Annotated in this window: 20 protein-coding genes; 19 read left to right on the plus strand and 1 reads right to left on the minus strand. The window is 31.4% G+C overall.

Annotation, left to right across the window (positions count from 1 at the left end):
- Positions 1–60: 60 nt before the first annotated feature.
- The 6 genes from LQ611_RS05100 to arsB all read left to right on the plus strand — a co-directional run bounded on the left by LQ611_RS05100 (position 61) and on the right by arsB (position 6,692).
- Positions 61–1,236, plus strand: a complete 1,176-nt coding sequence (locus LQ611_RS05100) for a glycerate kinase family protein (protein WP_103361320.1) — start codon at positions 61–63, stop codon at positions 1,234–1,236.
- A 5-nt stretch (positions 1,237–1,241) separates the two neighbouring features.
- On the plus strand, positions 1,242–2,618 hold the full coding sequence (locus LQ611_RS05105) for an SLC13 family permease (protein ID WP_107590575.1): 1,377 nt from the start codon (positions 1,242–1,244) through the stop codon (positions 2,616–2,618).
- A gap of 11 nt (positions 2,619–2,629) precedes the next feature.
- A complete protein-coding gene (locus LQ611_RS05110) occupies positions 2,630–3,313 on the plus strand; it encodes a response regulator transcription factor (protein ID WP_049319074.1) in 684 nt (227 codons plus the stop codon).
- A gap of 4 nt (positions 3,314–3,317) precedes the next feature.
- Positions 3,318–4,673: a sensor histidine kinase gene (locus tag LQ611_RS05115; protein WP_107590576.1), complete on the plus strand. Its 1,356-nt coding sequence runs from the start codon at positions 3,318–3,320 to the stop codon at positions 4,671–4,673.
- 1 nt (position 4,674) lies between these two features.
- On the plus strand, positions 4,675–5,340 hold the full coding sequence (locus LQ611_RS05120) for a PepSY domain-containing protein (RefSeq protein ID WP_107590577.1): 666 nt from the start codon (positions 4,675–4,677) through the stop codon (positions 5,338–5,340).
- A gap of 62 nt (positions 5,341–5,402) precedes the next feature.
- On the plus strand, positions 5,403–6,692 hold the full coding sequence (gene arsB / locus LQ611_RS05125; protein ID WP_107596475.1) for an arsenite efflux transporter membrane subunit ArsB: 1,290 nt from the start codon (positions 5,403–5,405) through the stop codon (positions 6,690–6,692).
- Positions 6,693–6,717: 25 nt separating this feature from the next.
- Here arsB and LQ611_RS05130 read toward each other — a convergent pair whose 3' ends face one another.
- Positions 6,718–7,266, minus strand: coding sequence for an Ada metal-binding domain-containing protein (locus LQ611_RS05130; protein ID WP_107590578.1), 549 nt, complete (start codon positions 7,264–7,266; stop codon positions 6,718–6,720).
- 132 nt (positions 7,267–7,398) lie between these two features.
- Between LQ611_RS05130 and LQ611_RS05135 the strand changes: the two genes are divergently transcribed.
- From LQ611_RS05135 to rnjB, 13 genes are all read left to right on the plus strand, one after another.
- Complete coding sequence (locus LQ611_RS05135; RefSeq protein WP_107565687.1) at positions 7,399–7,899, plus strand: methylated-DNA--[protein]-cysteine S-methyltransferase; 501 nt, start codon at positions 7,399–7,401, stop codon at positions 7,897–7,899.
- A 69-nt stretch (positions 7,900–7,968) separates the two neighbouring features.
- Positions 7,969–8,532, plus strand: a complete 564-nt coding sequence (locus LQ611_RS05140) for a dihydrofolate reductase family protein (protein WP_107590579.1) — start codon at positions 7,969–7,971, stop codon at positions 8,530–8,532.
- 329 nt (positions 8,533–8,861) lie between these two features.
- Positions 8,862–9,305: a hypothetical protein gene (locus LQ611_RS05145; RefSeq protein WP_025905347.1), complete on the plus strand. Its 444-nt coding sequence runs from the start codon at positions 8,862–8,864 to the stop codon at positions 9,303–9,305.
- A 68-nt stretch (positions 9,306–9,373) separates the two neighbouring features.
- Entirely contained in the window at positions 9,374–10,147 is a 774-nt protein-coding gene (locus LQ611_RS05150) for a MurR/RpiR family transcriptional regulator (RefSeq protein WP_025905348.1), read from the plus strand.
- A gap of 115 nt (positions 10,148–10,262) precedes the next feature.
- Positions 10,263–11,828, plus strand: a complete 1,566-nt coding sequence (gene malX / locus LQ611_RS05155) for a maltose/glucose-specific PTS transporter subunit IIBC (RefSeq protein ID WP_107590580.1) — start codon at positions 10,263–10,265, stop codon at positions 11,826–11,828.
- 20 nt (positions 11,829–11,848) lie between these two features.
- On the plus strand, positions 11,849–13,015 hold the full coding sequence (locus LQ611_RS05160) for a MalY/PatB family protein (protein ID WP_107590581.1): 1,167 nt from the start codon (positions 11,849–11,851) through the stop codon (positions 13,013–13,015).
- Between the two features lie 97 nt (positions 13,016–13,112).
- Entirely contained in the window at positions 13,113–13,457 is a 345-nt protein-coding gene (gene rbfA / locus LQ611_RS05165; RefSeq protein WP_037587805.1) for a 30S ribosome-binding factor RbfA, read from the plus strand.
- Positions 13,458–13,753: 296 nt separating this feature from the next.
- A complete protein-coding gene (truB, locus tag LQ611_RS05170; protein ID WP_182476413.1) occupies positions 13,754–14,680 on the plus strand; it encodes a tRNA pseudouridine(55) synthase TruB in 927 nt (308 codons plus the stop codon).
- Positions 14,681–14,692: 12 nt separating this feature from the next.
- Entirely contained in the window at positions 14,693–15,649 is a 957-nt protein-coding gene (gene ribF / locus LQ611_RS05175) for a riboflavin biosynthesis protein RibF (RefSeq protein WP_025905353.1), read from the plus strand.
- 102 nt (positions 15,650–15,751) lie between these two features.
- Positions 15,752–16,021 (plus strand): 30S ribosomal protein S15, encoded by a 270-nt coding sequence (gene rpsO, locus LQ611_RS05180; RefSeq protein ID WP_025905354.1) that lies wholly within the window; start codon positions 15,752–15,754, stop codon positions 16,019–16,021.
- Between the two features lie 120 nt (positions 16,022–16,141).
- Positions 16,142–18,256: a polyribonucleotide nucleotidyltransferase gene (gene pnp / locus LQ611_RS05185; protein WP_107590583.1), complete on the plus strand. Its 2,115-nt coding sequence runs from the start codon at positions 16,142–16,144 to the stop codon at positions 18,254–18,256.
- Between the two features lie 452 nt (positions 18,257–18,708).
- Entirely contained in the window at positions 18,709–19,929 is a 1,221-nt protein-coding gene (locus LQ611_RS05190; RefSeq protein WP_107590584.1) for a M16 family metallopeptidase, read from the plus strand.
- 143 nt (positions 19,930–20,072) lie between these two features.
- Positions 20,073–21,746 (plus strand): ribonuclease J2, encoded by a 1,674-nt coding sequence (gene rnjB, locus LQ611_RS05195; RefSeq protein WP_025905357.1) that lies wholly within the window; start codon positions 20,073–20,075, stop codon positions 21,744–21,746.
- Positions 21,747–21,857: the final 111 nt, after the last annotated feature.

The following is a 21,857-nucleotide window of genomic DNA, read 5'->3' on the forward strand; positions in this document are numbered from 1 at the left end:
TGAATCTTGTAAAGATAAATTATGGTTAAGCAAGAAATACGATATGAGGAGGAAATGAACATGAAAGTAGTGATTATTCCATCAGGATTTAAAGAAAGTTTAAGCGCAGAAGAGGTTGGAAAAGCAATTGCGAATGGTGTTAATAAAGTAGAAGGCAAACATGAAGTCACAACTATTCCAATGGTTGATGGTGGAGAAGGTTTTGTAGATACTATTATAAAACTTAAAGAAGGTAAAAAAATTGCAACGCAAGTAATGGGACCAATCGGTAAGCCGATTCCTTCATACTTTGGTGTATTTAAAGAAAGTGGTGTTAAAACAGCCGTAATAGAAATGGCAGCGATTGCTGGTTTAAGACATGTACCTAGAAATATGAGAAATCCACTTAATACAACTACATTTGGTGTAGGAGAAACAATTATTAAAGCATTAGATTATGGTGTTGAAAGAATCCTAATTGGTTGTGGAGATTCAGGTACATCAGATGGCGGAGTAGGAATGGCTCAAGCAGTAGGTGTTAAATTTTTAAATAAAGAAGGAGAACCTATATTTATTAATGGAGGGGGAGAAATTAATCGTATTCATGGTGTTGATATGAGATATATGGATCCAAGGGTACATCTAGTTGATATTGATGTAGCGGTAAATTGGATGAATATATTGTGTGGCAGTAAAGGAGTTGCAAGAGTATTTGGACCACAAAAGGGAGCATCAATTGAAGATGTAGAACAATTATCTTCCAACTTAGAACATCTTGCGAGACTAATCAAATCATTTAAAGGTGATGACTTATCTCTTATTAATGGTGGCGGAGCATCAGGTGGATTAGGAGCAGGTTTACATGGATTTTTAAATGCAAAGTTACATCCGCGCTTTGAAATTATAATGAAGTATATTAAAATTTCTGATGCAATTATTAATGCAGATTTAGTAATTACTGCTGAGGGGTGTATAGATTACCAAACACCAAACGGTAAGATTCCATCAGAAGTTGCAAGAATTGCGAAATCACACAATAAACCAGTTATCGCTTTTGCAGGAACAATTGGTTTAAATGCAAAAATTAATTATCAAAGTGGAATTGATGCTTTTACGAGTATAATCCCAGAACCAACAACTTTAGAAAATTCAATATCTGATGCAAAAGATTGGTTAGAAAATTGTTCTGAAAATGCATTTAGACATATTATGATAGGCATTAACTTAGGTAACCAAATGGTTGCTAAAGAGATGTGATCTAAATGACTAATAAGCAAATCATTTACTTATCTGTATATTTCATCTTTTCAATCTGTATTTTCTTATATACAGATATGAGTTATTTAGCTAAATTAAGTTTAATTGTATTCGTATTATCATTAGGTCTCTATTTATTATCAAATATGCCAGCAGGTTTATCTTCGTTTATCGCGATTATGATAGGTATTCTACTTGGATTACCAGAAGATGTAATGTTTCATTCAATGAATTCGCACGTAGTTTGGTTGATGATAGGCGCTTTTATTATTAGTGCGGCAATTGAAATAAGTGGTTTGTTAAACAGAATGATTAATTTTATACATGTGAGATGTAAAACGAGTAGAAGTGTGAATATACTTTTATTTCTTATCATACAAGTGATTTCTGTTATCGTACCATCAACTTCAGGTAGAGCAGCAGCTATGTTACCAGTTTATAAAGCATTTGAAACACGATTCCCGACAAATAAGAAGTATTTTGCATTGTTAATTCCAATTTTAATATTAATGGGTGCAAATTTAACTTTAATTGGTGCCGGTAGTCATCTAGTTGGTATAGGATTATTAGAAGGAAAAGCTAATAAATCTATTTCTTATAGTGAATTTTTATTATGGGGATTGCCCTTTGGTTTAGTAATTGGTTTAGTTACTTTTATAGTGACTAAAATAATGTATATGAATATAAGTGAAGACGTACACTACCATCAAGAAAAATCGCATGAAGAACGAAAGCCTTTTACTCAAATTGAGAAAAGAGCAATTGTATATATCGTCATCACAATAACTTTATGGATGACTGAAAATATTCATGGATTTGAAATTGCTTTTATTACTATGTTGATGGGTATTTGTATGATGATACCTAGAATAGGTGTGATAACTTGGAAACAAGGTGTTCAAAATATTTCATGGAGTTTAATATTCTTTGTAGCAGGTGCTACGACTTTAGGGAATTTGTTGGTCACTTATAAAGTAGTGGATTATATACAAGATCATTTGTTAAATTATTTATCTCAATTTCAAACTTTAAATGAATTCGCTATACTTAGTATAATAGTTATTATTACTGTTACTTCCCATTTGTATATTACAAGTCATACGACACGGGCAATTGTTTTTGTACCAGTATTTTTATTATTTAGTGAAATGTTTAATTTAAATCCAGTCGCAGTAGTGTTTATTACTTTAATTGGAACGAATTATTGTGTAACATTTCCAGTTTGCTCAAAAGCATTGCTATTATTTTATGAACAAGATGAAAAGCCATTTAAAAATCGAGATTTAATGAAAATAAGTGTTATATTAATGCCAACTTATATATTATTGATGATATTTAGTTATTATATATGGTGGCAATTTACAGGACTTTCACTTAGATAGGAGACAAAATAATGGAGAAAATATTAGTTGTTGAAGATGATGAAAAAATTGCACGTGTTATACAATTAGAACTAGAATATGCAAATTATAAAATTGATATTGCACACACAGGTAAATCAGCATTAGAACGTTTAGAAAATGAAAATTTCGACCTGATTTTATTAGATGTTATGATTCCAGAACTAAATGGATTAGAAGTATTAAGACGCGTAAGAGAACAAAATGAAGACGTTAAAATTATAATGCTGACTGCACGTGATGCAGTTATGGACAAAGTTAGTGGCTTAGATTCTGGTGCTAATGATTATATGACAAAGCCATTTGAAATTGAAGAATTGCTCGCTCGTATTCGAGTTCATTTGAAAGAAAAAAGTACTTTAAAAGTACAAAATGAAGACGACAATGCATCCACTTATAGATATTTATCAATTTATAAATCAAGACGTGAAGTCTATATTGATAAGGAACCAATTAATTTAACACAAAAAGAATATGACTTATTAATTTACTTTCTAGAAAATAAAAATCAAGTGTTAACGAGAGAGCAAATTATAGAAGCGGTATGGGGTTATGACTATTATGGCGATACAAATGTTATCGATGTTTATGTCCGATATTTAAGAAAAAAACTTGATATAGATACAGAGTCTATTATAACTAGCGTTAGAGGAATAGGATATATATTAAAGGATTGATATTATGAAATTAGGAACAAAGATCCAATTATACACAACAGTAATGATTGTTATAGTAGTGATATTAATCAACTTAGTAGTATATTTTGTGTATCAAAAAATTTCATTAGATTCAGAAGTGACTCAATTAGAAAGTCGCGGAATAAATATAATGAAAGAATTACAAAATACAACTAGAGAAAATGTAAATACTGAAGCGGTATTACAATCTTATTTACTCTCTGACGGATATATTACTTTAGTAAACAAAAATGACAAAAAAATAATTCAAATTTCGACAGATGTAAACTACAAAAATATTGGTGAACCATTTAAAAATGAACAATATAAGAAAGTAGTTAATAAGAAAGGTAATCACTTTGCAATGGTATCACTACCGATTATTTGGAAAAACGGTGAAGTCAGTAATTTACAAATTTACGAAAATATTAATTTCAAATATGAAACCTTTGATATATTAAAAGGTATATTAATTGTATCTACTTTTATTATACTAATTGTTATATTTTTATTAAATCGAATTATTACTCAGATTATATTGAAACCGATTAATGAACTTATAATAAAGATGAATAAGACGAAAGAAACAAAACATTACACGACTATTGGTATTAATAAAGATGATACGAAAGAATTAAAAGAATTATCACAAACATTTAACGATATGATGCTTTATTTAAAAGATCATGATGAAAAGCAACAAGCTTTTATTCTAAATGCTTCTCATGAATTAAAAACCCCAATCACGGTTATTAGTTCATATAGTGAAATGTTAAAACGATTTGGGAAAACTCGTGAAGATATTTTAGAAGAGGGTATAGATACGATTAATGATGAAGCAAAACGTTTAAAATATTTAACTGAGCAAATGTTGGATTTAGCTAAGATAGAGAGAACGTATCATGATTTACCACTAGAGAAAATTAATTTATATGAAGAAATCTATATTTTAGTTAAACGCCTAATGGCAGTATATAAACGAAAAATTAATTTATCTGCTGAAAATCAACATATAGAAGGACTTGTGAATAAAGAAAGTTTCACACAAATTATGACTATATTTTTAGATAATGCGTACAAATATAGTCAGAGTCATATTGATATTAATATTTTAACAATTGAAGATCATGTTCAAATACAAATTAAAGACTATGGATCAGGTATTCCAGAACAAGATTTAGAGAAAATTTTTACGCGCTTTTATAGAGTTGATAAAGCAAGATCAAGAGAATCTGGTGGATCTGGATTAGGTCTTTATATTGCGAAAGAATTAGCATTGAAAAATCATATTGATATTAAAGTTGATAGTGAAATGAACAAAGGTACTCAATTTACACTTATTTTAGAGAGGGTGAAATAACTTGAAAATAGCAACAAAACACATCCTTGTTTTGTTAGCATCTACACTATTTATAGTATTAAGCATCATTATTTATATGAAAGCGAATGAAAAATTAATGAAGAAAGAAGAAGTAGAAAAGTTTGTTACCGATCGATATAAAGGGAATATTGAAGATATTTCGCTTTCTGATGATGAATCATTATTCCATGTTAATATTAAAGATAGTAATAAAGTTTATTCTTTAGATATTGATCGTAAGAAAGAGGTTATTAAAAACGTAAAATCAAAAACGATTAAAAATAAAGAGCAGTCTAATAATAAAGAAAAAAAGCAAAAAGAAAACCCTAGAAAAAAAGAAAAGAAATCATTAATCAGTGAAAAAGAAGCAAAACAAATCTCACATCAAAAAGTTGGCGGAAAATTTATAGATATAAAGAAAAATACAAATACAACGCCGAATACGTATACAATAACTCAATATGTAGATGATGATGAAGGTGCGGTTGTAACTGTTAATGCAGTAAGTGGTAAAATAAATTCTGTCTCATGGTTTAATATTGAACAACCACAATTAGAATATAATGCTCCAAAGACAGATGAAAGACAAGAAGCACAAACAAATAATGGATATTATTATGAACAAGATGATGACTTTGACGATGATGATGATGAAGATGATGATTAAATTTCTATCATAAAAACATTTGTTAAATATAATCTTGGTATATTTGATAGGAGGAATTGACGATAACCACATTAGCAATCATTATTTTTGTATTAACACTGACTTTCGTTATTTGGCAACCGAAAGGACTAGATATCGGTGTAACAGCATTTATTGGTGCATTAATTGCCATTATAACTGGTGTTGTACAAATAGAAGATATACTTGAAGTGACCAGCATTGTTTGGAATGCAACATTGACATTTATAGCGATAATTATCATTTCGCTTATTCTTGATGAAATTGGTTTCTTTGAATGGTCTGCGATTCATATGGTTAAAGCCTCTCGTGGAAATGGTATAAAGATGTTTATTTATATCATGATATTAGGTGCAATTGTTGCGGCATTTTTTGCGAATGATGGCGCAGCTTTGATACTTACGCCTATAGTATTGGCAATGGTACGTCATCTAGGATTTAATAAGAAAATCATTTTTCCTTTTGTGATAGCCAGTGGATTTATAGCAGATACAACTTCACTACCATTCACTGTGAGCAATTTAGTGAATATTGTTTCTGCAGATTATTTTAATATTGGCTTTGTTGAATATTTCTTACATATGTTCATACCGAACATATTCTCATTATTGGCCAGTATTGCTGTATTGTGGTTATTCTTTAAATCGTCAATACCACGTACATTTGACGATCGTCATTTAAAACAACCAAAAGAAGCGATTAAAGATTTGAAACTGTTTCGTATGTCATGGATTATTTTATCCATATTACTCATCGGATATTTTATCAGTGAGTTTGTACACATACCCGTATCAATTATTGCAGGTATAGTAGCCATTATATTTGTATGGTTTGCTAGAAAATCTCCTGCAGTTCATACTAAAAAAGTGCTCAAAGGTGCACCATGGAATATAGTCGTATTCTCAATTAGTATGTATTTAGTTGTCTTTGGACTTAAAAATGTAGGTATCCTTGCAATTTTAAGTCATATACTAACAGACATTTCTCAACATGGATTATTTGCAAGTATTATGGGGATGGGATTTATAGCAGCATTTTTGTCATCGATTATGAATAACTTACCAACCGTTCTCATAGATGCACTCGCTATCCATCAATCAGATGTTATTGCTCCGCTTAAAGAAGGCATGATTTATGCAAATGTTATCGGTTCAGATCTCGGTCCGAAAATTACACCTATCGGTTCATTAGCAACATTATTGTGGCTACATGTATTGTCACAAAAAGGTGTTAAAATACCTTGGGGCACATACTTTAAAACAGGTATCATCATAACGATACCCGTATTATTTATTACATTAGTAGGTTTGTATGTAACATTGTTAATCTTTTAAAAAACAGTTAAGATAGGAAGCTATCTTAACTGTTTTTCCGTTTACGATATTGTAAAGGTGTCATAAAATAGAATTGCTTAAATACTTTGATAAAATGTGATGTTGTTTTATAACCAACTCGTCTACTAATGTCTTCAATTGTCATTGTGTTATCAAGAAGCAATTCGCTACTTTTTTCAATTCTTATTTCATGTAAATATTGCATAATTGTTTGATGTGTAACTTGTTTGAATAGTCTTGATAAATGAAATTTTGAACCGTGACATTGGTTACAAATTTCATCTAATGTAAGATTTAAATGATAATTTCGATGAATGAAATTTTTTATTTGTAATACCCATTCTTCATCTTCTAATAATTGACCTGTTGGATTACACTTTTTACAAGGACGATAACCATTTTCTATAGCTTCGTGATAGTCTCGATATATTGAAACATTTTCTTTATTAGGTAATTTAGCATTGCATGAAGGTTTACAGAATATCATTGTCGTCTTAACTGCATATACAAAATCATCATTCGCTAATTTATTGTTTGTTTTAATGTCTTGCCATCTTTTCTCAGTTAAATACATTGCCAAATTTATCACCTCAAAAATATCATAACATATAAAAATATCCTTATATTGCTATCTAATTATGAAAACGACTATTTATATTGAGTTTACAAATAAATTCATTTAAACTATCACCAAAGGAGATAGACGATGAAAATAATTTATCATGGTATTCTTAAGCATCTTAATAAACAACTCGATATTTATGCAAGTGATGAGGGTCTCATATTTGTAGGTTCTTTTGATAAAGAAAATGAAATACATCAGTTTATTTCAAATATAGATATTAAAGAAAATCAAGACAAAGTAAAACCATATATCGACCAATTGAATGAATATTTTAATGGCACAAGAAAAACTTTTGACTTAAAAATAGATATACAATCCACACCGTTTAACGAAACCGTGTGGCAAGCGTTGACCACAATACCATATGGAGAAACAATAACTTATTCAGATTTAACCAATAAAATTGATAAACCAAACGCAGTTAGAGCTGTTGCATCAGCAGTCGGTAAAAATCCATTAAACATTGTGATACCTTGCCATCGTGTTATAGGCAAAGACGGACAACTAAGAGGCTATAGAGGCGGACTTGAAATGAAGCAATCATTATTAGAATTAGAGTCAAGACACACCCATTTATCATAAATAATGTGGTGTGTTTTCTATTATCATTTCGTGTATGATAATAGTAAGAGATGATTGGGGGTTCAATATATGAGTAGTGATGATAATAGTAGGAAAGTCATTTTAGATTTAGCTGTTACATTAGATGGGCTTATAGAAGGCGAAAATGGCGAGATTGACTGGTGTATTATGGATCCTGAAATGAATTTTGATGATTTTTTAAATCAAGTCGATACAATCTTTTATGGAAGAAAAAGTTACAAAGCATGGGGAGATTTTCAACCGAGTTTAGAAGATTCAGAAGAAGACAAATTAATGTGGAAAAACATACATGCCAAAGAAAAGTATGTCTTTTCAAAGAAATTTAAGTTTGAAGATAAACATGTCAATGTTATTAAAGATAATATCGTAGAACATGTACATGAAATAAAAAGCAAGCCAGGTAAAGATATATGGTTATATGGTGGATCTAGCTTAATTACGACATTTGTAAATTATGGATTAGTAGATGAATATAGACTATCCATACATCCTATAGTTTTAGGAAAAGGAAAACCACTATTTATAGATATAGAAGATAGACAACAACTTAAACTAGTACATTCAAGAAAATTTAAATCAGGTGTTATACAATTAATTTATCATAATGAGTAGTAGTAGACATGTAAATGGGAAGTATACCTTAGCTGGAGATATACTTCCCATTTTTGGAAGATAAGCACTTTTATTGTTGAGTCGAGAATACGGATTCTCTTCAAGTATATAAATATACTTGATATATATAGCATAACGGTTTATTTAGAAAAGTGAAATTTGTGTTATGGATGATGACTTGTTGTGTGACAGTTGATGACATTCATTAAAGTACGAATCATTATTTTTTGATGTATATTTACACTGTAATAAGGGAATAGGTAAGTAAATAGATTGGATACAGTAAAGTTAATCATGAACTACAAATATGACGTATTGGAGTGGTTCTTATGCAAACAATGATTGTTTATTTTGTCGGCTGCTTTATCGGATTTATTGTACATCGTATATTTCAAACTGAAAGTATGTGGATGAATGTCGCTCAATTTTCAATATTTTTCGCATTTATGTATACATTTATTGGTAGATTTATGCCTTCTATTCGAAATTCACTTATTAAAATGGTTCCGAGTAGTATTCCAAATCCAAAAATGATTGTGTATGTAACAGGGTGGTTAGAATTTGTCATTGCGATAAGTGTGTTTATTCCTAAAGTTAATTTTGTATTCAGTGTGATTGGTATTATTTTATGCTTTGTTTTGTTCCCTGGTTATATGAAAGCACATGCTAAAAATATTACTATAGGTGGAAAAGTACCGATGAATATATATTTAAGAGCACTGTTGCAAATATTATTTATTGTTTCATTTATTATCATCTTTAAGCATGCCTAAGATGGGATATAGTGAAGTATTGATGGATAAGTTATGGTATAAAAGTGAAAATATTAAGAGGGGTTAAAATGGAACAAAATGCACTTGTAGGAAAATTACAAAAAAGAAGAAATGATTTAAGTGAATTAGAGAAGAGGGTACTGGATTTTATTTTGAATGATTATACGTCGATAGCTAATATGAATATCGATGATATTGCTGAAAAGTTGTTTGTGTCAACTGCAACTGTAAGTAGATGTTCTCAAAAATTAGGTTATCAAGGCTATAGAGAACTGAAATATGCATTATTACAAAATCAACCTGATTTAAATAAAGTAAACAATGTGCAAAGTTTTGATGTTGAAATGAATGATTTTATGAATGAAAATTTGGCGAACCTTCAGAATACAATGAATGAGATCAATATCCAAGATATAGAAAAAGCAGTAGCTTATATACGAGATGCACGTGTAATAGAAGTTATTAGTGTGGGAGCGAGTTTAGTAAACGGGATTGATTTAAGTAGAAAATTAACGTTTCTAGGTAAAGTAGCACATGCGCGAACGGATTGGGATGAATTAGAAGCGGTAACGCATAATTTAGATCAAGATAGTTTAGCAATTTGTATTAGTTCTAGTGGCGAAACCTCACATATTGTCCGTTATGCTGGTCAGTTAAGAGACAACAAAGTACCAATTATTTCTATTGTTAGTAATAGGCATTCCAAATTGGCGCAGCTATCGACCATAACTTTAATTGCTAAAACGAATAGTATCTATATTGGAAATGTAGATTTAAGTTCAAGGCACGCTGCTATGTTTATGATAGATTTTCTATTAATGATGTATGGTAAACAATTATAATGTAACGACATTCATAAGATGTAAGCGCGTCCAAAATGATTATATACTATTGATGCCCCTTTAATACATTTGTATATTTAAATTACATTAATGTATTAAAGGGGTGTTATTAAATATGAGTAAAAAGAAGAAGCAAAGTAATGTGTGGGATTTTCTTCAAAATATGGGGAAGACATTTATGCTTCCTGTAGCTTTATTAGCTTTTATGGGATTGATTTTAGGAATAGGGAGTTCATTTACAAGTGAGTCAATGATTGATGTCTTTCCATTTTTAGAGAATAACATGATACAGCTAGTATTGAAGTTTCTAGCAACAGTTGGGGGATTTGCTTTTACATATTTACCTGTACTATTTGCGATCGCTATACCAATCGGACTTGTTAAACATGAAAAAGGTGTAGCTGCATTCTCAGGGTTTGTAGGTTATACAGTTATGAATTTAACGATTAATTTCTATTTAACTGAGACGCATCAATTAGCCGATACAGATAAATTACAACAAGCTGGACAAAGTATGGTATTAGGTATTCAAACACTCGAAATGGGTGTGCTTGGTGGTATTATTTCTGGTCTTATCGTTTATAAATTACATAATAAATTTAGTTATACACAGTTACCTGACAGCTTTGCGTTCTTCTCAGGTTCAAGGTTTGTGCCAATTGTAACATCTCTCGTATTGGCAGTAGTTGGGTTAATTATACCGATTGTTTGGCCATTCTTCGGCATGATCATTGGAAGTGTTGGTGCACTAATTCAACATTCTGGTGTCTTTGGACCATTTTTATTCGGTGCTGGTGAAAGGTTATTATTACCATTCGGTTTACATCATATTTTAGTATCTATGGTTAGATTTACTGAAGTTGGTGGTCATTCTATTATTGAAGGTAAGGATGTATTTGGCGCATTAAATATTTTTTATGCGCAATTACAAAATAATTTACCAATATCTCCAAATGTAACAGCATTCTTATCACAAGGTAAGATGCCTACATTTATGTTTGGTTTACCTGCTGCAGCTTTAGCAATTTATCACGCAGCGCCTAAAGAGAATAGACATAAAATTAAAGGTCTCTTAATTTCAGGATTTGTAGCGACATTTGTTACAGGTATCACGGAACCAATTGAATTTTTATTTTTATTCATTAGTCCATTGCTTTGGATCTTCCATGTCATCATGACAGGTTTAGGATTTATGGTTATGAATATTCTAGGTGTGACAATTGGTAATACAGATGGCGGCGTACTAGACTTTCTAATATTTGGCGTCATGCAAGGTAGTTATACGAAATGGTGGCTTGTCATAATTGTTGGATTAATATGGTTTGTTATCTATTATTTAGTGTTCAAGACAGTTATTTTGAAATTCGACTTAAAAACACCAGGTAGAACTGTTGAAAAGAACGATAAAAATGAAAGTAATTCGACACAAAATCGTACAAATCAAACAGACGAAATGGCTTCTGATATGCTTCAAGCGATTGGCGGTTCTAGTAATATTATAAGCATCGATAACTGTATTACACGTTTAAGATTAGTGCTGGAAGATGCAGAAATTGTTGATGATGAAAAGCTAAAAGAACTTGGTGCATTAGGTGTCGTACATTTAGATAAACAAAATGTACAGATTATCATCGGAACGAGAGTAACAACTGTCCGAAAACAATTAGATGCCATTATTTAAGTTAAGAAGGGATTTTTGTAATGTATAATTTTGATAAGGTGATTGATAGAACAGGGACAAATTGTACTCAGTGGGATTATGTTCAAGACCGTTTTGGGCAAAGTGACTTGTTGCCATTCACAATTTCAGACACAGACTTCGCGCTACCACATACAATTATGGAACATTTAAATAATCGTATGAAGCATCCCATATTCGGTTATACGAGATGGAATCATGCAGACTTTAAATCAACCGTTACGAATTGGTATAAAAGCCGTTTTAATACGGAAATTAATGAAGATTGGATTTATTATACACCAACTGTGATATATGCAGTTTCGCAGTTAATTCATATGAAATCTAATTTGAATGATGGTGTAATCATTCAAACACCAGCATATGACGCATTTTATAATGTGATTAAAGAGAATCATCGTACAGTTGTAGAGAACCAACTTTTCTACGAAGATGGTTATTATACAATTGACTTTAAACAATTAGAGAGGCAATTAGCGAAACCTGAAAATAAAATTTTGTTATTATGTTCTCCACATAACCCAACAGGTAGAGTATGGACTGAAGATGAACTGACTACAATCATTAAACTATGTCATGAACACCATGTTTATATCATTTCTGATGAAATTCATATGGATATCGTTCGAAAGGGTAACAACCACATTCCAATACTGGATAAAAGTACAAATGATATAGCAATTGTGACAAGTGGAAGTAAGACTTTTAATTTTCCGGGTCTACTTTTTGCGTATACTTTAATTCCTAATAAAAAAGATGGGGATGCATTTTTAAATCATTTGAAAAAGCAAGATGGTTTATCATCACCAAGCATTATGGGGATGGAAGCTACGATAGCAGCATATGAAAAAGCGAGTGATTGGGTAGATGCTTTAAACGAATATTTAGATGACAATATACATGCAGTTCAATCATTCTTAAAAGAGCACATACCAGAAATAAAAGTTGTCTATCCAGAATCAACATATCTTATATGGTTAGATGTTTCAGATTTAAATATGACGATGGATGAATTGCAACATCGACTTATTAACATAGGCAAAGTTGCGATAATGGATGGACAAACATATGGCGGTAACGGTCAGCACTTTTTAAGATACAATATTGGATGCCCAAAGTCTAAAGTATTAGAAGGATTAGAGCGACTAAAGTTAAGTATTGAAACATAATATATTTATATCGAGTGATTATCTTTTTAAGCATTCAAGCATGTGCTATAATGTACTAATGTATATAGAGAGATGAGAATGTTAAGAGGTGAAAGATATGAGTATTCGTTCTGAACGAGTAGGCGAACAAATGAAAAAAGAATTAATGGATATCATCAACAATAAACTTAAAGATCCAAGAGTTGGATTTTTAACAATTACTGATGTAGAACTTCCAGGAGACTTATCACACGCTACAGTTTATTTAACTGTATTAGGTACTGATAAAGAAAAAGAAGATACATTTAAAGGTTTAGAAAAAGCAAAAGGCTTTATTAAATCAGAATTAGGTAATCGTATGAAATTACGTATTTTACCAGAATTACATTTTGAATATGATGAATCAATTGATTACGGTAATAAAATTGAACGCATGATTCAAGATTTAAATCGTAATGATTAATCCAAATTTAGGCTAAGACACTATAAGATGTCTTAGTCTTTTTTTGATTAGAGGGGCTGTAACTACCATTATTCTGAATTGTGGTGATAAGAAAGCTGTAACTACCATTATTCCGAATTGTGGTAATAAGAGCGACGCCCTCGTTAAGGACATTACTCGTAATTCTGTCCGTAAGCACCCTCGTTAGGGACATTTCTCAGAATTCTGTCTCTAACGCAATCGCATTTTTTATGAAATTGAGTTATTTCTTCTTTTTATGAATATTTTCATGTAAAATTAAAAAGAATAGAAACATTATGGAGGTCGTAAATTTGGATGGCATTCTAGCAATTCATAAGGAAGTTGGTATGACAAGTCATGACGTCGTATTTAAACTTCGTAAAATTTTAAAAACAAAAAAAGTTGGCCATACTGGAACTTTGGATCCTGAGGTAAGTGGTGTACTACCGATTTGTGTTGGAAAAGCGACGCGTGTGAGTGATTATGTGATGGAAAGTGGCAAATCATACAGAGCTGAAGTAACGATTGGTGTTAGTACAACGACTGAAGACCAAACTGGTGAGATTGTAGATCAGAAGCGTGTTGATCAAAATTTATGGGACAAAGATGAAATTATTGCGACTTTAAAACAATTAGAAGGTGACATTGAACAAATTCCACCTATGTATTCTGCTGTTAAAGTTAATGGTAAAAAATTATATGAATATGCTAGACAAAATATAGAAGTTGAACGTCCTGTCAGAAGGGTACATATTAACAGTATTGATTTAATTTCTGATATTATTTATGAGAATGATACTTGTAAGTTTGAAATTGAAGTTGAATGTGGCAAAGGGACATATATTAGAACGTTAGCAACTCAAATTGGTGCGTTACTAAATTATCCTGCACATATGTCTCATTTAATTAGATTGAAAAGTGGCGGTTTTACTTTAAATCAGGCTATTAAATTAGATGACTTAAGAGAAATTGTTGAGCAAGATAAGTTACAAGATGTGATTCTTCCATTAGAATATGGATTGAATGGTTTAACGAAAATTACCGTACATGATAAAAATATCGTAACGCGTATTCAGAACGGACAAAAAATAGAAAAATCTTTAATAGATGAAAGTAAACATGATGGCGAATTTGTTGTTTGGTATGAAGACAAAGCGATTGCTATTATGGATACTTATGATAAAAATGAAACACTTTATAAACCGAAAAAAGTTTTTCTTTAAAGGAGTATATAGATGGAAGTTATAGAAATTACACACCCAATTAAATCTAAACAATTTGTAAATGAAAATATTGCTTTAGCTATCGGTTTTTTTGATGGTATACATTTAGGTCATCAACAAGTTCTTAAAAAAATGATTAAAGTAGCTAAAGATAAACATTTAAAAAAAGCTGTTATGACATTTGATCCACACCCCTCAGTTGTCTTAAATCCTGAAAAGAAAAGAACAACGTATTTAACACCTATTGCAGATAAAATTGAAGCAATTGAAAAGTTAGGCGTAGATTACTGTTTCGTCGTTAACTTTTCTTCTACATTTGCAGATGTGTCTGCGGATGATTTTATTGACCAATATTTTATTCAAAATCATGTGAAAGCTGTTATTGCTGGTTATGATTTCAGTTTTGGTAAATATGGAAAAGGAAATATGGCATCATTACAAGAGAATGATTATCCATTTGATGTATTTGTCGTATCTAAGCAAACATTACATGAGGATGAAAAAATCTCAACTACGAATATTAGAACATCACTTGAATTAGGAGAAATAGAAGCTTGTAATTTAGCTTTAGGACGCCCATATGTTATTAAAGGTATGGTTGTTCAAGGCGAAAAAAGAGGGCGTACGATTGGTTTTCCTACAGCTAATGTTGAACCAAGCGATGACTATGTATTACCTAGAAAAGGTGTTTACGCTGTAACATTATTAATTAAATCAAGAGATAAGTCATATAAAGGTGTGTGTAACGTTGGTGTGAAACCAACATTCCATGATCCATCTGTTTCTCAAATAAGTATTGAAGTTAATATCTTTGATTTTGAAGAAAGTATATATGGTGAGCGTGTAGAAGTATATTGGCACCATTTTATTAGACCAGAACAAAAATTTGATGGCATAGATGCACTTGTTAATCAAATTAAGCAAGATAAAGAAGAAGCAAAAGCGTTATTATCACTTGAAAGAACATAAAGAGTTATGTATAATGATTTGAGTGCCTAATCCTTGGCTTATCGACACTCCGACGATCAGCTCAGGTTTACGGTGAATACAATTATAGGAGGGAAATTGACAATGGCAATTTCACAAGAAAGAAAAAACGAACTAATCGAACAATACCGCGTACATGAAACTGATACTGGTTCTCCAGAAGTACAAATCGCAGTTTTAACAGCAGAAATCACTGCTTTAAACGAACATTTACGTACTCACAAGAAAGACCATCATTCACGTCGTGGATTATTAAAAATGGTTGGTCGTCGTAAACATTTATTAACATATTTACGTGAAAATGATGTTCAACGTTACCGTGATTTAATTAAATCATTAGGATTACGTCGCTAATCGTAATTTCAATCGAAGGAAATCAATCAGATTTCTTTCGATTTTTTTATAAATAAATATAAAAAATATGTGTATAATGGTATGATATAAGAGATTAAGTGTATGAGAGGAGATTCATAAATGTCTCAAGAGAAGAAAGTCTTTAAGACAGAATGGGCAGGAAGTCCATTAATAATTGAAACAGGCCAATTAGCAAAACAAGCTAATGGTGCAGTATTAGTAAGATATGGGGATACAGTTGTATTATCAACAGCAACTGCATCAAAAGAACCTAGAAATGTAGACTTTTTCCCATTAATGGTTAACTATGAAGAAAAAATGTATGCTGCAGGAAAAATTCCTGGTGGCTTTAATAAACGTGAAGGTAGACCTGGTGAAGATGCTACTTTAACAAGTAGATTAATTGATAGACCAATTCGTCCATTATTCCCTAAAGGATACAGACATGATGTTCAAGTTATTTCTATCGTAATGAGTGTTGATCCAAACTGTTCACCAGAAATGGCAGCTATGATCGGTTCTTCAATGGCATTATCTGTATCAGATATTCCATTTGAAAGACCAATTGCAGGTGTAAACGTAGGATTAGTAGACGGCGAATTTGTTATCAATCCAGATGTTGAACAAAGAGAAGTTTCTTTATTGGATTTACAAGTAGCGGGTCATAAAGATGCGATTAACATGGTTGAAGCGGGTGCTAAAGAAGTAACTGAAGAAACAATGTTAAATGCTATTTTATTTGGTCATAAAGAAATTCAAAGATTAGTTGAATTCCAAGAAGCTATTATTGAAGATATTCAACCTGAAAAAGCTGAATTTATACCAGTTGAAATTGAAGCTTCATTTGAAGAAACAGTTCGTGCTAAAGCAGAAGCTTTAGATATTATTTCAGCAATCAGAACTGAAGAAAAACAACAAAGAGATATCAATATTTCTGCAGTTAAAGAAGAAGTTCTAAATGACTTTACTAATGAAGAAGATCCAGATAACGAAGAAGTTCTTAAAGATGTAAGTAAAGTATTAGATGCACTTGTAAAAGAAGAAGTGCGTCGTTTAATTACTGAAGATAAAGTAAGACCAGATGGACGTAATCCTGAAGAAATCAGACCTTTATCTTCTGAAGTTGGATTATTACCAAGAGCACATGGTTCAGGTTTATTTACACGTGGACAAACTCAAGCATTTTCAGTTGCGACTTTAGGTGCATTAGGTGAACACCAAATCATTGATGGTCTAGGTACAGAAGAACAAAAACGTTACATGCATCACTATAATTTCCCTAACTTCTCAGTTGGTGAAACAGGACCAGTAAGAGCGCCAGGACGTCGTGAAATTGGTCACGGTGCATTAGGTGAACGTGCATTATTACAAGTTATTCCAGATGAAAAAGAATTCCCTTATACAATAAGAGTTGTTTCTGAAGTACTTGAATCAAATGGTTCATCATCACAAGCTTCAATTTGTGGTTCAACTTTAGCATTAATGGATGCAGGTGTGCCAATTAAATCACCAGTTGCAGGTATTGCAATGGGCTTGATTACTAAAGATGACAACTACACAATTTTATCTGATATTCAAGGTATGGAAGATGCACTAGGTGATATGGACTTTAAAGTTGCAGGTACAGAAAAAGGTATCACTGCTATTCAAATGGATATTAAAATAGATGGTTTAAGTGAACAAATCTTAAAAGAAGCACTTGAGCAAGCAAGAATTGGTAGATTATATATCTTAAATCATATGCTTGAAACATTGAGAGAACCTAGAGAAGAACTTAGCCAATATGCACCTAAAATTGAAATTATGCATATTAAACCAGATAAAATTAGAGATGTTATTGGACCTGGTGGTAAGAAAATCAATGAAATCATTGATGAAACAGGTGTTAAATTAGATATCGAACAAGACGGTACAGTATTTATCGGATCTAAAGATAAAGAAATGATTGACCGTGCTAGACAAATTATTGAAGATATTACAAGAGAAGCTGAAGTCGGAGCAATTTATATGGCAACAGTTAAACGTATCGAAAAATTCGGTGCATTTGTTGAAATCTTCCCAGGTAAAGATGCACTTGTTCATATTTCTCAATTCTCTAACGAAAGAGTTAACAAAGTTGAAGATGTAGCTAAAATTGGCGACCAATTCTTAGTAAAAGTAACTGAAATTGACCGTCAAGGACGCGTAAACGCATCACGTAAAGTGTTGTTAAACGAAGAAAAAGAACAAAAATAATAAATGAAATGATTCAGATAGGGACATTGACAATCATTAAAATCTGAAATTTAAAGTGTCAACAAAGTCATAGATTTTGTTGGCATTTTTTATGAGTAAGTAGAATAAGAAGTTACATGACATATGTTAGTAGTGGTATAAATAAGGGTGTCGTTATTAGCGGTTCTGACAAAAGGTGCAAATACTGATACCGTTATTAGCAGTTTTGATACAAAGTGCAAATACTGCGATCATACATGTACATAATACTTCTCAATACTTATAATAAGAAAGCTTTTAATTTAATGATTGCTTCATATAAAATACTTTTATAACCGATACGCCTGAGGGAATCGTACAAGTCGAAGACTACAGGCTGAGACTGTACCCTAGGCAAGAGAGGTTATGAAAGTATGTATGTCTACTAATAAAGGGACATTGACGTGTCCCTATTTATTTTGAGGTGAATAAATATGGCTGATTTACAACGACTGAATAATGGAACGACTGTGATTTTTGAAGAAGTTCCAAACAGTGAAACAATTAGTGTAGGTGTTTATGTCAATACTGGAACGGGTGACGAAGGTGATTATCCTGAAGGTATTGCTCATTTTATGGAACACATGTTGTTTAAAGGTAGTGAACACTATACAAGACAGCAATTATCAAACGAATTTGATAAAATTGGCGGCTATAACAATGCATATACGACAAAAACGTATACGTGTTATTTCTGTAAAACATTAAAAAGATTTGAACATAAAGCAATTGATTTACTTATAGATATGGTTAAAAACCCGTTATTTCTTGAAGAAGAAATTGTTCGTGAGAAAAAAGTTATTTTAGAAGAAATTAAAATGATTGAAGATACACCAGAAGAATGGTTAATGGATAAATTGGAATATGAAATTTATAAAGACCAACCATTAGGACGAATGATCCTTGGTACGCCTGATAGTGTCAATCAAATTAATAGAGATACATTAGTTGATTTCCATAAAAAATATTATCAAAGTAATCGATTAATTGTTTCAGTTGCGGGTGCTTATAGCGAATCTATGAAAGAAATATTGCTTAAGCAATTATCTGATGACATTGAAATACCGCTTGATCAACAAGAACAAGACATGACTTTTATTGAGAAGAAAGAAACTTATTATAAAAATGAGCTAGAGCAAACGCATTTTATGAGAAGTTATGATGCACCAAGTTATAATGATGAACACTATTATGCAACGAATATATTGAACACGATTTTAGGCGAAACAATGAGCTCTAAATTGTTCCAAGTTCTAAGAGAAGAACATGGATTATGTTATAATGTTTACTCAGATTTCCAAAGTTTTCACAATGATGGCTTGCTGACAATTTATGTAGCAACTGATAAAGAAAATGTTGATGCATCTAGTGAACTTATTACTGAAGTGCTTGAGTCATTATTAAGTGATGGTATTACACAGAATGAATTAGATGATGCTAAAAGCCATATTATCACAAGCTTTTTAATGGCGTCTGAATCTAACCAAAATAAAATGACGAGAAATGCACGTTCAATCATGTTTCATAATGAATTAATTACGAATGAGCAGTTCGAGCACGATATTAATCAAATACAGTTAGCAGATATTAAATCAGCTACGAAAAGATTACTAGATGCACCTTATTCTGAGTTTATTTTGACAGAGAAATCATAAAGTTATGACCTGATATAAAAATTATTGTCTTCCTTAATTTAAAATATGTATAAGACTGTTGTATGTGCTTGTATAATCGATTATATAAATGGTATGATTAAATAAATATATTATGGACGGGACTACATTTAGGAGGAACAATTTTGAGTTTAATAAAAAAGAAAAATGATAAAATTCGTATCATACCACTCGGTGGTGTAGGAGAAATTGCAAAAAACATGTATATCGTTGAAGTGGACGAAGAAATGTTCATGTTAGACGCTGGTTTAATGTTTCCAGAAGATGAAATGTTAGGTGTAGACGTTGTTATACCAGACATACAATATGTTATTGAGAATAAAGATAAACTTAAAGGTATCTTTTTATCACACGGACATGAAGATTCTATCGGTGCTGTAAGTTATATACTTGAAAAGCTTGATGCACCAGTATACGGATCAAGATTGACGATCGCATTAGTTAAAGATCATATGAAAGCAAGAAAAATCAATAAAAAAGTACGTTATTATACAGTAAATAAAGATTCTGTCATGAGATTTAAAAACGTTAACGTGACATTCTTTAATACAACACATTCTATCCCAGATAGTTTAGGTGTATGTATCCATACATCATATGGTGCAATCGTTTATACTGGAGAATTTAAATTCGACCAAAGTTTACAAGGTGCCTATGCACCAGATATCGCTAAGATGACTGAAATTGGTCAAAATGGCGTATTTGCGTTGATAAGTGATTCAACAGAAGCGGAAAAGCCTGGCTATAACGTTCCTGAAAATGTAATCGAGAGTCATATGGTTGATGAATTTGCAAAAGCAAGCGGACGCATTATCGTGTCTTGTTATGCATCTAACTTTATTCGTATTCAACAAGTGTTGAATGCGGCTAGTAAATTAAACCGTAAAGTTTCATTCTTAGGACGTTCTTTAGAAAGTTCTTTCAATGTTGCACGTAAATTAGGATACTTTAATATTCCAGAAAATCTTTTAGTACCTGTGCATGACATTAGTAAATATCCTAAAAATGAATTAATTATTATTGCTACAGGTATGCAAGGTGAACCAATTGAAGCATTAGGTCAAATGGCTCAACAAAGACATCCTATTTTAAATATTTTAGAAGGCGATAATGTTTATATTTCTACAACAGCTTCTGCTAATATGGAAGTGATTATTGGTCAAACTTTAAATGAATTAGTTAAAGCTGGCGCACACATTATGCCTAATAACAAAAAAACACATGCATCTAGTCATGGTTGTATGGAAGAACTTAAAATGATGCTTAATTTAATGAAACCTGAATACTTCATTCCAGTACAAGGTGAATTTAAAATGCAAATCGCACATGCGAAATTAGCAGCTGAAACAGGCGTAGACCCTGAGAAAATTTTCTTACTAGAAAAAGGTGACGTTGTTAACTTTGATGGCGAAAAAATGATTGCTAATGAAAAAGTTACAGCTGGTAACGTATTAATTGACGGTATCGGTGTTGGAGATGTAGGTAATATTGTTTTAAGAGACAGACACTTATTAGCTGAAGATGGTATATTTATTGCTGTTGTAACTTTAGATCCTAAAAATAGAAAAATCGTTGGTGGACCTGAAATTCAATCACGTGGATTTGTTTATGTTAGAGAAAGTGAAGAATTATTAAATGACGCTTCAGAAAAAGTCCGTGAAATTGTTGAAGAAGGTTTACTTCAAAAGAAAATTGAATGGTCTGAAATGAAACAAAATATGCGTGATAAACTCGGTAAGTATCTATATGAACAAACGAAACGTCGCCCGATGATTATTCCAATTATTTCAGAAATCTAATGAATTGTTTTATGGATGATTTTTAACAGTCAAGAGATGAGACTAAATTCTATATCAATATAATGGATTTTTCCATCTCGGCAAAGATGAACAAATAATGTGTCTTACACG

Origin of the sequence: Mammaliicoccus sp. L-M44 (assembly GCF_022386355.1) — a bacterium.
In the GTDB taxonomy this organism is placed as follows: domain Bacteria; phylum Bacillota; class Bacilli; order Staphylococcales; family Staphylococcaceae; genus Mammaliicoccus; species Mammaliicoccus sciuri_A.